The sequence below is a fragment of the Microbacterium sp. genome (genome assembly GCF_003248605.1).
Lineage (GTDB): Bacteria > Actinomycetota > Actinomycetes > Actinomycetales > Microbacteriaceae > Microbacterium.
The window spans coordinates 51,751-65,091 of record NZ_QFPF01000001.1 but is presented as its reverse complement, the minus strand read 5'-3'; the positions used below and the strand labels follow the sequence as shown (position 1 = coordinate 65,091).

General features: G+C 69.2%; 17 protein-coding genes. 5 read left to right on the top strand and 12 right to left on the bottom strand.

Annotated features, from left to right (window positions below; genetic code table 11):
* Positions 1-9: 9 nt before the first annotated feature.
* Genes DI573_RS00320 through DI573_RS00300 form a run of 5 tightly spaced genes read left to right on the top strand, consistent with a single transcriptional unit; the run spans position 10 to position 3,255 of the window.
* Positions 10-501 (top strand): GNAT family N-acetyltransferase, encoded by a 492-nt coding sequence (locus tag DI573_RS00320; protein WP_292809457.1) that lies wholly within the window; start codon positions 10-12, stop codon positions 499-501.
* Between the two features lie 27 nt (positions 502-528).
* Entirely contained in the window at positions 529-1,422 is an 894-nt protein-coding gene (locus DI573_RS00315) for a metalloregulator ArsR/SmtB family transcription factor (protein ID WP_292809455.1), read from the top strand.
* Between the two features lie 50 nt (positions 1,423-1,472).
* Positions 1,473-1,889, top strand: coding sequence for an arsenate reductase ArsC (locus tag DI573_RS00310; RefSeq protein WP_292809453.1), 417 nt, complete (start codon positions 1,473-1,475; stop codon positions 1,887-1,889).
* Positions 1,886-2,548 (top strand): arsenate reductase ArsC, encoded by a 663-nt coding sequence (locus tag DI573_RS00305; protein ID WP_292809451.1) that lies wholly within the window; start codon positions 1,886-1,888, stop codon positions 2,546-2,548. The genes DI573_RS00310 and DI573_RS00305 overlap by 4 nt, the downstream gene beginning before the upstream one ends.
* A complete protein-coding gene (locus tag DI573_RS00300; protein WP_292809449.1) occupies positions 2,545-3,255 on the top strand; it encodes an MIP/aquaporin family protein in 711 nt (236 codons plus the stop codon). Before DI573_RS00305 ends, DI573_RS00300 begins: the two co-directional genes overlap by 4 nt.
* A 13-nt stretch (positions 3,256-3,268) precedes the next feature.
* Here the strand turns inward: DI573_RS00300 and DI573_RS00295 are convergent, their stop codons facing one another.
* The 12 genes from DI573_RS00295 to DI573_RS00240 form a co-directional block, all read right to left on the bottom strand.
* Positions 3,269-3,601, bottom strand: a complete 333-nt coding sequence (locus tag DI573_RS00295; RefSeq protein WP_292809447.1) for a DUF6221 family protein — start codon at positions 3,599-3,601, stop codon at positions 3,269-3,271.
* Positions 3,602-3,693: 92 nt separating this feature from the next.
* Positions 3,694-4,377 carry a DUF1016 N-terminal domain-containing protein gene (locus DI573_RS00290; RefSeq protein WP_292809445.1) on the bottom strand — a complete coding sequence of 228 codons (684 nt, stop codon included), beginning with the start codon at positions 4,375-4,377 and terminating at the stop codon, positions 3,694-3,696.
* Positions 4,378-4,427: 50 nt separating this feature from the next.
* A complete protein-coding gene (locus DI573_RS00285) occupies positions 4,428-5,030 on the bottom strand; it encodes an A24 family peptidase (protein ID WP_292809442.1) in 603 nt (200 codons plus the stop codon).
* Between the two features lie 2 nt (positions 5,031-5,032).
* A complete protein-coding gene (locus DI573_RS00280) occupies positions 5,033-8,356 on the bottom strand; it encodes a LysM peptidoglycan-binding domain-containing protein (protein ID WP_292809439.1) in 3,324 nt (1,107 codons plus the stop codon).
* A 16-nt stretch (positions 8,357-8,372) separates the two neighbouring features.
* A complete protein-coding gene (locus DI573_RS00275) occupies positions 8,373-9,128 on the bottom strand; it encodes a hypothetical protein (RefSeq protein ID WP_292809436.1) in 756 nt (251 codons plus the stop codon).
* A 260-nt stretch (positions 9,129-9,388) separates the two neighbouring features.
* Entirely contained in the window at positions 9,389-10,003 is a 615-nt protein-coding gene (locus DI573_RS00270) for a hypothetical protein (protein WP_292809433.1), read from the bottom strand.
* A gap of 11 nt (positions 10,004-10,014) precedes the next feature.
* A complete protein-coding gene (locus DI573_RS00265; protein ID WP_292809430.1) occupies positions 10,015-10,425 on the bottom strand; it encodes a pilus assembly protein TadG-related protein in 411 nt (136 codons plus the stop codon).
* Positions 10,422-10,871 (bottom strand): pilus assembly protein, encoded by a 450-nt coding sequence (locus DI573_RS00260; protein WP_292809427.1) that lies wholly within the window; start codon positions 10,869-10,871, stop codon positions 10,422-10,424. Before DI573_RS00260 ends, DI573_RS00265 begins: the two co-directional genes overlap by 4 nt.
* Before the next feature lie 2 nt (positions 10,872-10,873).
* The gene (locus DI573_RS00255) at positions 10,874-11,287 is read right to left on the bottom strand and encodes a TadE/TadG family type IV pilus assembly protein (protein WP_062635298.1); all 414 of its coding nucleotides are present in this window, start codon (positions 11,285-11,287) and stop codon (positions 10,874-10,876) included.
* A gap of 15 nt (positions 11,288-11,302) precedes the next feature.
* Positions 11,303-11,497, bottom strand: a complete 195-nt coding sequence (locus DI573_RS00250; protein WP_005052697.1) for a hypothetical protein — start codon at positions 11,495-11,497, stop codon at positions 11,303-11,305.
* A gap of 98 nt (positions 11,498-11,595) precedes the next feature.
* Complete coding sequence (locus tag DI573_RS00245; RefSeq protein ID WP_062635296.1) at positions 11,596-12,477, bottom strand: type II secretion system F family protein; 882 nt, start codon at positions 12,475-12,477, stop codon at positions 11,596-11,598.
* A complete protein-coding gene (locus DI573_RS00240) occupies positions 12,474-13,340 on the bottom strand; it encodes a type II secretion system F family protein (protein WP_062635294.1) in 867 nt (288 codons plus the stop codon). The genes DI573_RS00245 and DI573_RS00240 overlap by 4 nt, the downstream gene beginning before the upstream one ends.
* Position 13,341: the final 1 nt, after the last annotated feature.

Below are 13,341 nucleotides of genomic sequence, written 5' to 3'. Positions count from 1 at the left end.
ATCCGGGCGATGACGGCGGCGGACTGGCCGCAGATCGAGGCCATCTTCGCCGCCGGCATTCAGGCAGGCGAAGCCACCTTCGAGACCACCACGCCGTCCTGGGCGCAGTTCGAAGCCGGCAAGATCCCCGATGCCCGGCTCGTCGCCGTCGACGAGACCGGGACGCTGGTCGGCTGGGCGGCCGCGTCCCCGGTGTCGTCGCGGGAGGTCTATCGGGGAGTGATCGAGCACTCCGTCTACATCCACCCCGACCACCACGGCCACGGCATCGGGCGGCAGCTGCTCGCCGCGTTCGTCGCGGCGGCTGAGGACGCCGGCTACTGGATGATCCAGTCCAGCATCTTCCCGGAGAATACCGCCAGCCTGCGCCTGCACGAACGGGCCGGGTTCCGCGTCGTCGGCCATCGGGAACGGATCGCCCGCTCACGGCTCGGCCCGCACGCCGGCGAATGGCGCGACACGATCCTGATCGAGCGCCGCTCCACCCGCAACGGCACCTGACCCGCAATGGAGGATAGACTGCGGTCTATGGATTCGGTGGTGGAGGCTCCCGCGCTGGCGGTGCTCGCCGACCCCACCCGCGCCCGGATGGTCCAACTGATCCGGGACGCCGAGGGCGGTCGGGCGATGGTGAGCCGGCTCGCGGAGCAGCTCGGGCTGCGACAGCCCACCGTCAGCCACCACATGGCGGCGCTGCACGCCGAGGGCCTCGTGGTCCGCGAGCCCGAGGGGCGGCGGGTCTGGTACTCGATCAACCCCGACGAAGCCGACCGCGTCACAGCCCTGCTTGGCGCGCCCGCCCTCGCGACGGAGGAGCCGGACTGGGACCGCGTGGTCGAGGACCTCGCCGCCCGCTACCAGGGTGTCTTCAACCGCGAGACCGTCGCCCGCTACCTCACCGACTCCCGCACGCTGCTCGCTGCCCGCGGCACCGCCCCGCTGCTAGCCTCCCGCACCGCCGCATTCACGGCGACCCGCCTCGACGACCTACACCGCACCGAAGAGGGCCCGGCGGGCACACCGTCGGTGCTGTTCGTCTGCGTCCAGAACGCCGGCCGCTCCCAGCTCGCTGCGGGCATCCTCCGTCAGCTCGCCGGTGACCAGGTGATCGTCCGGACCGCCGGATCCGCGCCCGCGGCCGAGGTCCGCACGGCGATCGTGACCGCGCTGGATGAGATCGGCGTCACCTTGGGCGGAGAGTTTCCCAAACCGCTCACCGACGAGGCCGTGAAGGCGGCGGACGTCGTGGTCACGATGGGCTGCGGGGACGCCTGCCCGGTCTATCCCGGCCGCCGCTACCTGGACTGGGACCTCGCCGACCCCGTCGGCAAACCCCTGAGCATGATTCGGGAGATCCGCGACGACATCGACAGCCGAGTCCGCACCCTCCTCGCCGACCTGATCGGTAGGCCCGTCACCTAACCGATAGATGGTGGTCTATGCTTTCTGATGAGAGAAAGCGAGATCCCGTCATGAGTGAGAAGCCCACCGTCCTATTCGTCTGCGTCCACAACGCCGGCCGGTCGCAGATGGCCGCCGGCTACCTGCAGCACCTCGCCGGCGACCGAATCGAGGTGCTCTCTGCCGGGTCCGAGCCGAAGGACCGGATCAACCCGATCGCCGTCGAGGCGATGGCCGAGGAGGGCATCGACATCGCCGGGGGCACCCCGAAACTGCTCACCGTCGACGCCGTCCGCGAATCGGACGTGGTGATCACGATGGGCTGCGGCGACGCCTGCCCGATCTTCCCCGGCAAACGCTACGAGGACTGGCAGCTAGACGACCCCGCCGGTCAAGGCATCGACGCCGTCCGCCCCATCCGGGACGAGATCCGCGGCCGCGTCGAGTCGCTGATCGCCGATCTGCTCCCCGCGGGGAGGGCGGCATGAACCCGCAGCGCGGCCAGTACGGGCTGCTCTCCCCGGCCTCGGTGCTGCACCGCGCCGCCGAGCGCCTCGCGCAGCAGTTCGCCGGGATGGTCAGCGAGGAGACCGTCGAACGGGTCGTGTTCGAGTCCTACACCGCCCTGGCACGCACCGCGAACGTCTCCACCCACCTGCCCACCGTTGCGGAGAAGTTCGCCCGCGACCGGCTCGTCGCCCTCGCGCAGTCGCGCGGGCTGATCGCGAAGCCGGCCCCGGAGATCCTCTACGTCTGCGTCCAGAACTCCGGCCGGTCCCAGATGGCCGCCGCCATCACCCGCCACCTTGGCGGAGAGCGCGTCCACGTCCGCTCGGCCGGCTCCCAGCCCGCCGCCGGCCTCCTCCCCGGCGTCGTTACGGTGCTTCAGGAGGCGGGGATCGACGTGAGCGAGGAGTTCCCCAAGCCGCTCACCGACGACGTCGTGCGCGCCGCGGACGCGGTGGTGACGATGGGCTGCGGGGATGCCTGCCCGCTCTATCCGGGCAAGCGCTACCTGGACTGGCAGCTGGATGACCCTGCCGAGCTCGATCTGGACGGCATCCGCGCGGTCCGCGATGAGATCCAGCAGCACGTCGAGCAGCTGCTCACCGAGCTCACGCCCGGTCTCACGGCAACCCGGTCGTGACGGGACATCCGCTCTGGCGGCGCGCCCTCGCAGAGTTCCTCGGCACCGGACTGCTGGTGACCGTCGTGGTTGGCTCCGGGATCGCCGCGCAACGGCTCTCCACCGACACCGGCCTGCAGCTGCTGGAGAACTCGATTGCCACCGCGCTCGGCCTCGGCGTCCTCATCCTGCTGCTCGCCCCGGTCTCCGGCGCGCACTTCAACCCCGTCGTCTCCCTCGCCGACACTGTCCTCCACCGCCGCACCGGCAGCGGCCTGCCGCCACGACACCTCGCGGTCTATCTGCCCGCGCAGATCCTCGGCGGGATCGCCGGCGCCGTGCTCGCCAACGCGATGTTCGCCACCCCGACCGCGATCTCCACCACGGACCGCGCCACCCCGGCCACGTTCCTCGCCGAGATCGTCGCTACCGCAGGCCTGGTGCTGCTCATCATGGGGCTCGCCCGCACCGGCCGGCCCGCACCCGTGATCGCCGCCGCCGTCGGCGCCTACATCGGCGCCGCCTACTGGTTCACCAGCTCCACCTCGTTCGCCAACCCCGCCGTCACCATCGGCCGCGTCTTCACCGACACCTTCGCCGGCATCGCACCCGCCTCAGTGCTCCCGTTCCTCGCCGCCCAGCTCCTCGGCGCCGGCGCCGCGATTGCCCTCACCCTGGTCCTGTTCCCGCGGTCGCGGCAGTCGGTCAACGACCCGTTGACCGACTGAGCGTTCTCTCACGCTAGGTTCGCCAGCCGTCCTGGTAGTCGTGGTGGTCGGCATGCGCGGACGCGAGCTCCCGCAGCACCCTCTCCAAGGTCTCGGCTGTCGTCGTTGAGGGCCCAGCGACACGGAACGCGTCGATGATCCGGCGCTTCCCGGCGCACTCGGCGAACACGCGCTGATAGTCGATCGCGATGATCATCCGCTCCGAGTCGAACGCGAACTGCGTCGCCCACACGCAGAACCCGGAATCGGCCGTCGGCGACACCGACGCAACATGACCCGCGATCCGCTCATCCTCCTCGATCCGGGCCAGCAGAAACTCCACCAGAACCGTCGACTCCTCCGTCATGGCAACCTCCCTCGAGAGCAACCTGCCAGGATCTCACACCCCGGCAACCCGATGGACGAGGGGCTGACTTCGGGTCGCTCACGCACCTCCGACTACGGCAATAGCGCGAGTTTCAACTCCGCAACATGCCAGTCTCCGGGCCCGAGCTCCTGCATGGTCTGCAGGATCCGGTCGACCATGCGCTGCTCGAGCTCGCGTTCCGATGCATCCCCGTCGACGGCGAGGAACTGCAGCGCGTAGGGATCCTTCGTGATCTCCTGCGCCTGGTCAGAGTCGAGTCGTTCGAGCGCGCCGGCGAAGTTCGTAGGTGCTGCCGCCTCCCGCTCATGCAGCCGAGTCGTGATCTGGTGGGCGAGCACAGGCCGCGACCATCCGTGGTGCGCATCTTTTCCGGCGTACCAATCGCGCAACTCCTGGTCGTCGAGCTTGTCGAGCAGCTCGATCACGTGTCCCCACGGCAATTCGCCAACGGGTCGTTGGCGAATTGAATCGAGGTCCGGCCACGCCTCCGCGAAGCGGCGCATGTACCGCAAGTTCGCCGGCGAGAACCCCTTCATCGAGGGGAACTCGGCGCGGAGATCCTTCGCGAGCCGATCCAGGACGTTGGTGCCCCAGGCCTCCTGAGATCGTCGGGCACGGATCGTCTGCCCAAGATGCCACCACAGCTGCAGCAGCTCGTTGTTGGCTCTGCGCTGTACCCGCAGTCGTGCGGCGTGCACACGCTGCTTGAGTTCCTCGAGCGTCGAGGCGTAGTCGTCGGGCACCAGGTCGCTCATCACATCACCACCGTAGACAGGGCCTCTTCGAGGCGACGACGGTGCCCCCCTCAGCTGGCGATCGCCGCAGCGATCGCCACGATCGCACCGGCGGCGACCATGTAGGGGCCGAACGGGAGATCCGTGCTCTGGTGGCCGCGGCTGCGGCGCACTGCCGCGATGACCGCGTGCGGGAACGCGAGAACGTAGGCGAGCGCGATCGCTACGAACGGGAGGTACCAGGTGTGCCAGCCGGTGAGCAGTCCGACGCTGAGGGCGAGCTTGACGTCCCCGAACCCGACCTGCCCGGCCAGTCCGATCGCGGCCAGCAGAATGGCGAGCCCGATCGCGCCGCTGATCGCGGCGATCGCTTCGGCGCCGGCGCCGGCGGTGAGAGCAAGGGCTAGGACGGCGCCGGTGAGGACCGCGGCGAGGGTGAGGGTGAGCGTGTCCGGCAGGCGACGCTCCTGCAGGTCTGTGCGCGTCAGGAACGCCCCATAGGCGGCGTAGACGGCGATCATGGCCCAACCGCCCACCGTGAGGCGCAGATCGGGGCTCAGAGGCGCTGTGAGGGCCGCTGAGAGCGCGAAGCCCCCCAGAGCTGCGAGCGGGTACCGCAACGCCGGGTATCGTCGCGCACGCACGCTCTGGGGAGCCTCGCGGGTCGTGGTCATGATCAGCTGGCCATCGCGTGCCGCTGGCGCAGCTGCGTGATGAGCTTCTGCGTCTCGGGTTCGGGCTCGTAGTCCTCGTCGACGGCGGCAAGGCTCTGCTCGAGCTGGGTGATCAGCCGCTCGACGCCGGCGTGGTCGCCGGCCTGGTGCTCGGCGCGCAGCCCGTCGCGCCAGAAGACCTCGTTGACGGGGTCGACCATGCGGCCGATCGCGGAGGCGAGGCGTGCGTGGCGGACCTTGCCGGTGGACAGGCTGCGGGTGGCTACCTCATGGGCGACGTCGCCGATGGTCGCGATCATCTCGTTGCGCAGCCGGTCGGCGAACACGTAGCGCTTGTCGGGGACGCCGCTGATGGGCTGTCCCTTGACGAGCTCGAGCGCAGCGAGCAGCCGGTCGGTGGGGGTGTCGGAGATCTCGTCACCGATGAGACCGAGGAAGTCCTGCCAGTCGGAGCGGACGTCCTCGTGCAGCCGGTACTCCCCCGTCGTCACGAGCGGCACATAGAGCTCACCGTCATCGTTCTGTCCGAGCCAGCGGCGGGTCTTGGAGGTCAGCCCGTTGCGGTCGTCGTTGGCCTTCTTGCCCGAGGCGATCTGGCCGGGCCAGAACACGGCGTGTACCTGCTCGGCGGTGGCGTTCGGGTTCACCGACAAGAACGCGACCAGCTCGGTCCCCTTGCGGATTGCCGATCGCCACTGCGCGGCGGTGTTCGGGTTCACCGGCGCCTCTCCGCGCGCGCCGCGAACCTCGACGGGTCCGAGCAGCTGCAGGTACGGCCCACGGTGCAGCGGTGTGATCGCCGCGAGCGGCTCGTCGTGCTCGGCCGCGGCCTCCTCGTCGACCAGGTTGACCGTGACGGTCTCCGCCGGCTCCTCGTCGACGGCGGCGGGTGCTGCCTCGACCGTCTCGGAGATCTCCGCCTCCGTCTCGGCGGCGATGGGCTCGGAGATCTCGACGTCGGGCTCGTCGACGAGCGGGAGCTGCTCGGCTTCGACCTCGTCGGCTTCGACTGCGGCGGCGGGGATCTCGTCGAGCTCGAGTTCGTCGTCGAGCGCGACGCCGGTAGCGGCGCCCTCTGTGGCGACGTCGAACAGCGCGAGGATCTCGTTGTACTCGCGCGTGCCGACCAGCTGCGGGGTGATCGGGATGGCGACGCCGGTGCCGGGGATCTCGAGCTGGGCTCGGCGGTCCTCGGTGAGTGCCAGGTTCCAGCTGCCTGTCAGGTGGCCGGCGCTGACAGCTGCGATGCCCACACGCGGGATCCGGGTGACCAGCTCGCTGATGGCTTCACGGGTGGCTTCGTCCGGGTTGTCGCCGAGGATGATGATCTCCGGCGCCCAGGCCTCCGCATCCGCTCCGGTAGTGCGTGCCTGCTCGAGCCCGTCGACGCCAAGCTCAGCGAGAGCAGCTTCGACCGCCGCGGCCTGTCCGTGCAGGTTGCGCAGCAGCGTGTCGGTGTCCTCGACGTGACGCACGCGGCCGCTGCCGAGCGCGAGCGGGAGGCGATCGCCGACGCCGACGAGGGTGACCTGGACGTCCTCAGACCAGGTGTTCGCGGCGAGCTCGATCGCGATGGCGGTGAGCACGCCCTGGCGCAGCTCTCCGGTGGCGCCGGTGACGTTGAGCGCACCGATCCGCTCGAGGTCGACGAAGATGTGCCCGTTGTTGTCGTCGTGGCCGAGCATGACCAGCGCCGGGTACGGCGCGGACGGGACCGTGTCGAGAGGCTCGAGGTCAGTCAGCGCGACCATCCAGGCGAGCTTGTCTTCGGGGTCGTACTGGGTGAACGGTGCCGGAAGGTCGGTCGGCTCGTCGAGGTAGACGGCGACCGAGCTCTCATCGAGGCGGAGGGCGTACAGCGCGGGGAGCCGGCTGCCGGTTTCCTGCGCCCACACGGCCAGGTGGCGCAGGGCTGTGTCGACCGCCTCGGCACCCAGCGGGTTCTCCACGGCGCGCAGCTCGAGCTCCACGGAGGACACCGTCTCGTCGGGCATCGCGATCCGCTGGCGGGGCTTGCGGTCGCGGCGCTGCTTGAGACGCCGCCACCCGAGGAGGGTGAGGAGGCCGGCGGCGAGTGTGGCGCCGATGCCTCCGATGGTGGCGACCTGGAAGTAGTCCTCGATGCCGCTCGTGTCGTCCTCGTCGACGTCGACGGCCGCGGCCGGAGCTGCAGCCTCGTCGGCGGGCGCCTCGTCGGCGGGCGCCTGGGTGGCATCCGTGGTGAACCCCAGACCGCTCGTGGCCTCGTCCTCGGCCGCGGCATCCGCACCCGACGCGCCAGCGCCTTCGTCAGCGCCGCCGCCAGCACCCGCGGCACCCGCACCCTCGTCTGCGTCGACGTCGCCGGCGCCGGCAGCGCCCTCGTCCGTGTCGATCGAGCCAGTGCTGCCGGTGGTGCCCGCCGCGTCGTCGGTCGGAGCGATGGGGACGACGGTGGCCACGGGGATGTTGACCTGCTGGCCGGGGTAGATCCAGTTCGGGTCGGTGATGGTGCCGCCGCCAGGCTGAGCGATGTCCTTCGAGGCCTCGAAGATCTCGGGGTAGCGGGCACCGTCGCCGAGCTCCTCGGCCGCGATGTCCCACAGGGTGTCGCCGGAGACGATGTCACGCTGCTCGTAGGTGATCTCGGTGACCGTCTCCGCTTCGGCACTGGCAGGCGCGGCCGCGGCATCCGCTGCGGCCGGCACGACGGCGTCTGCCGGCAGGGTGAGCACCCATCCCTCCTGCAGCCATCCCGACGCGGTCAGCGCTCCCCCATCGGCCTGCTGCACGCCGAGGTTGAGCGCGGAGATCTCCGCAGCGCGGCTGCGGTCGCCCAGCGTGCTCTCCGCGATCCGGGCGAGTGTGTCCGTGCCCGTCACCACGTACTGCGGGCCTGCCTCGACGACAGGGGCCTCCTCAGCTGCGGCCTCGGTGGTCGCGACCGAGACGACGGAGGCGCTCATGGACACCGAAGGCTGCGTGGGTACCTCTGACGCGAACGCGGCCGCAGGCGAGAACAGCGCGATGACTGCGGCGAGCAGACCGCCCATGACCTTCTGCTGGACGCCGAGGCCGGGGATCCGAGGCCGCGGCACACCGCGCAGCTGCGCGGGCAGCTCGGCGAGGAAGCCGACAGCGAAGGTCGCCCACGCGATCCACGCGACGATCGGCATGATCGTCCCGATCAGGAAGGATCCGGTGTAGTCGCGCATCGTGAACCCGGCCACGAGCTCGTCCCACGACGGCAGCGGGTTGCCGGCGAAGAACACGAGCCCGGCGGGGATACCGACCAGGAGCACGGCGAGCAGGATCAGCGACCCGAGGCCCTTTCCGATGCGGTTCATGATGCCTCCTTGGGGGTCAGGGGACGATGACCGTTTGCAGCTCGTTGACCTCGAGGTCGACTGCGCTGTTGGTGGTCAGGTTGATGGTGCCGCCGGGGCCGGCGAGAGAGGTCCACGTCACGGTCCAGTTCGTCGTGGCCGTGACCGTGAAGCGATCGCCGGGGTTCCGGCTCGATGTCGACGTGTACTGGTAACCGCAGGTCGGCGACGTCGTCATGCCGTAGCCGACGTTGTACGGAGTGCCAGTGTTGCCGCAGGTCGTCGACGCACCGTCGCCCATCTGCCAGCGAACGGACGTGGCCTGAGCTGTCGCCGTGATCGTCTGCCCACCCAGCGTCGCGGTCTCCGTGTAGGGGCCCCAGGTCAGCGGTTCGGGGTTGTTGACCCAGAGCCAGATCGGAACCCCGACGTAGCCGCGACGGTGACCCCATTCCGGGTTGACCTCGGGAGCCATGCCGATGTCGATGCCACGCAGCGCGAACGTGGAAATCAGCTTCTCGGCCGCGGCGCCAGGGGTGAGAACCTGCAGTCCCGGCGGAACAGTCTCGCTCCAGAAGGTTGATTCGCCGGGGAGATTAGGGGACCCGTTGGTGCCGGCCGCGAACATGATGCACCCGTAGTAGCCGGCCTCTTGCGAGTAGCCCGGCGGGCGAGCCGGCCAGACGCCGTCCTTCATGTAGACGTAGCACTGGCGTGTGTTCGACCAGTACGACGTCGAGCCGCCGCAGTCGATGATCGCGTAGAAGCGCTGGTAGGTGCCGCCGTCGAACACTCGAATGTCAGCCTCGGTCCACCCGAGCTGCAGAAGCGCCGACTGCGAGTTCTCATAGAAGCAAGTCGGAGCGCCAGCGGTCCACCCATTGCTGTCGGGGTTCGGTGCCGGGTCAGACGGGATGTTGGAAATCGTGAGGTAGCAGCGGCTCAGATCGTCGCAGTAGACGCCGTCCGCGGCCTGTGCAGGAGCGGGAGTAGACGCGACGAAGAGACCCGCTACCAGTGCAACGACTGCTACGAGTGCGGCTACCCCTCGCCTCAGCATGTGGTCCCCAGGCTGATGCGGTCGTTGACGAGCCAGCGCTGCGACTCGGCGTCGTAGATGACGTGGAACTCAACTTCATTGCGCGGCTCAGGGTTCGTCATGGCGGGCTTGCCATCGGCGGTCGTCGTGATCCGACCGGAACCATCGAGACATCCGGGGACGATGACGAGGCCGTTAGCGATTCCCTCGTACTCCTGCCCGTAGGCGGTCATGGGCTCGAAGACGAGCTTGCCCGTGACTGTGGCTTGTCCCTCGATGCTCTCCCCGTCCTCGTTGAGAATGGGGCCGTTTGCAGTGCGTGCGGCGTCGTTCTGGGCCTCCGTGAGTGCGCGACCAGTGGCGACGATGTCGAAGAGCTCGGGGTTGTTTCCACCTGTGGCGTCGACCTGCTCCCACACATCGAGGAGGAGCGTGATCGTCTGCTGTGCCTTGGTGATCGCCTCATCCTCGTCGGCGGGTGCTTCGCCGGTGATAGGCGTGACAGTCGGCGTGGGGGTCGGGGTGTTGGTGGGGCTGCCGGTGGGGGTCGGGTTGCCGGTGCCCGTGCATGCGGTCAGCGTCAGTGCGGCGGCGATGATGCCGGCGACGGCGAGGCGCTTGATGCTCATGGTGGGGGCTCCTATTGGGTGATCAGCTCTGCGGTGGCTGTGGCTTGGACGGGGAACGGCACGGGGAGGAAGGTGGCCGAGTAGTCGGTGTCGACGGTGACGGTGATGCGGTCGCCGCTGACGGCGACGCTTCCGCCGACGCCGGCGGCGGCGAGGTAGCCGTTGGCGGCGCTGACGGCTCGGCTGCTGTCGATCGCGGTGGTGCCGTCGATGATCGCTTGGCCGCTGACGGCGTTCGCTGCGGCGCGGGCGGCGCTGGCTGCGGTGGTGTAGGCCTGCTGGTTGGCTTGCACCTTGCCGGCGCCGTCGACGACGAGTCCGACGATCGCGAGGAACGCGACGGTCATGATGACGAAGTAGATCGTCGCGACGCCCTTGTCGTCGCGGAACTTGGCTCGGAGCCTCTGGACCATGGTGTTCATCGCCGCTCCCTGTAGGCGTCGACGGGAGAGGCGGCGGTGCCTGTGAGGACGCGGGTGCCGGGCAGGCCGATCATGGCGGCGTCGCTGAGTGCGACGGTGCAGGAGACGGTCGCGCTGACTCGGCCGGTGGTGCCGATCGGGGCGCTCAGGCCGGAGGCGTCGATGTTGACGGAGAGGGTCGTGCAGTTGACGCCGGACTGTTCCATCGAGATCCGCGCCATGTCTTCGGCTGCTTCCTGCGCCTGGGCCGTGGTGCGCGCGAGCGATGCTTCGCGGGCCGCGGCCGACGCTGCGGACTCGACGGCGTTGCCGGCCAGCGCGAGACGTCCGGAAGCTGCGAGCAGCACGAGCACCGCGGCGAGGGCCGGGGCGAGGATGGCGATCTCGAGGCCGGCGGAGCCGCGGTCGTCGCGGAGCTTGGCGATGAGGGTTCGGATGGCGCGCATGGTCAGTTCACCCACCTTTCGGTGGGGCCGGTCACGGTGACGTCGATGTTGGTGGTCAGTCCGGGGACGAAGGAGGGGGCGGTGCCGGTCACGGTCACGGTCACGGTGTTGGCGCCGCGGTCGACCGCGACGGATGCGCCGCTGATCGGTGAGCCGGACTGGTTGAGGACTGCGAGGCCGGCGGTGGAGCCGTCTGTGCCGCTGGCGTTGTAGGCGCGGGCGGCGTTGTAGGCGCTGGTGGCGGCGGCGTGGGCGAGGTTGTTGGCGTGGAGGATGATGCCCAGGTGCAGGAAGACCGCGAGGACGAGCAGCAGCACCGGGGCGATGATCGTGTTCTGCAGCGTGGCCGCACCCCGATCACCGGCGAGCGCTTCTCTGAGGCGCTGCCGGTGACCGGTGTTGGAGGTGCGGACCATCTGCGGGTGGCTCTTTCAGCCGGTGGGGATCTGGCCGGCGTAGGCGTTGATCGCGGTGACGATGATCGCCACGACGGCCACGGCGGCGAGCGCGATGCCGGCGGTCCAGATGACCTGCTCGAGGGTGATGGAGCCACGTTCGGGCTCTTCGGTGAAGCGAGCTGCCCGCCCGCGCATGCGGGACAGGAACTCTCGGCTCAGGGTCGACATAGGATCCTGGTTCCTTTCTCTCTCTGGGTGGGTGGTGCTTGGTCTATTAGGTATAGGCCTCGGTTTGGGGCCTTCGCGGACAATCGACTTCCAACGTCTCAGAAGAATGCGTTGAGCACGAAGGGAGTTCCGAGCAGAAGCATGAAGAGGACGCCGGTGAGGGTCATCGGGATGGTCATCTTGTTGGTCGCTTTGTTCGCCTCCGTCACTTCATCATTCAGAAGTCGGTCCCGGAGGTTCTGCCCCCGTGCCCTGAGTGTCTCATATACCGACGCTCCTTGCTCCCCCGAGAGCCTGATCACCTTGGCGATTTCACCCAGGTCGGGGACGTTGATCTCGAGGGAGAGCTGCTCGAGCGCGTCCCAGGGTGCGGTGCCGGCGTAGCGGGCTTCGGTGAGGGTTTGGCGGATTCGGACGAATGCCCAGTTGCGTCCGACCTGGGCGGCGGACTCGAGGGCTTTGCCGGGAGGGGCGCCGCTGATGCGTTCGGATCCGACGAGCTCCATGTAGACGGCGACCGAGCGGGAGAACTCCTTGCGGGCGGCTTCGGCCTGGTCGCGGACGAGCAGGTTGGGCAGGTACCAGCCGCCGATGGCGAGGGGGATGCCGAACAGCGCGGGGATGTAGAACGCGGTCAGGCCGAGGACTTGGAAGATCAGTCCGATCGCGATGGGGGCGATGAGGCCGAGGCCGGCGGAGAGCACCTTCTGGTACAGGAACCGGTTGACGCTCATGCCGATCAGGCGCAGATCGCGGGTGGGGATCTTGAGCGAGGGGCTGTCGCCGACGCGACGGAGGACGGCTGAGCCCACCCGGTTCTCGAGGGTGGCGGCGTAGGCGGGGTCGGCGGCGACGGTGGTGGTGCCGATCCGATCGAGCGCTGCGGAGAGGCTGGGCTGGGTGGGCACCAGTGCGGCGATGACCAGCGCGAAGCCGAGCCCCAGGACGAGGCCAGGGAGGACGATCAGTGCGAGGTTCACTTCTCACCAGCTTTCTCGGTGGCAACGAGCAGACGGGGTGCCGGCACGCCGCGGCTGATGCGTCGCATCCACAGCAGAACGAGGGCGTAGCTGACGAGATATGCGGCGAACAGGAGTTGACCGATCGGGGTGCCGTAGGGGGCGGAATACTGCTGGGCGAGGACCAGGAGTACGAGCAGCGCGACGGTGAAGTAGACGACGAACCGGGCCTCGTTGCGCGGGGTGGCGCGGTCGGCTTCGATCTGGCGGCGCATCTTGACCCGCTCGAAGATGCTCTTGGCGAGATCCTCGAGCGAGGCGGCGAGGCCGGATCCGCGGAGCTCGGCCTTGCGGAGAAGGTGCATCACGAGCACGTCCGCGGTCTCGTCGTTGAGGTCGTCGGCAAACGCCTGCAGCGCCGCGGTGGTGGTCCACCGGGCGTTGATGCGCGCGACGAGCTGCGTGACCTGCGGGCGGATCGCTTCGGGGCAGCTGCTCAGCGATGCGGCGATGGTGCGTTCGAGGCCGGCGCCGGAGACGGTGAGGCCGGCGAGGCTGCGGGTCCAGGACTCGAGGGCGTCGAGCTTGGCGATCGTGTTCTCCTCGGGGCCCTTCTGCAGCAGCCATGGCAGGCCGACAGCGGCGACGGGCACGGCGATCACGAGCAGCCACCATCCGGTGATCAGCGCGAACACCAGACCGACCGCGGCGCCGCCGACGAGCTGGATCTGCTGCGTGCGGGTGAAGTCGCGTGTCGCCTTCCCGCGAAGCGCGCTGCGCGTGGGCAGTCCGCTGGTGCTGGGCTTGTGGGCGGCGCCGAGGATGACCAGGATCGCGCCGGCGACCGCGACGATGATGCACAGGGCGAGGGTTGCGGTAGTCATC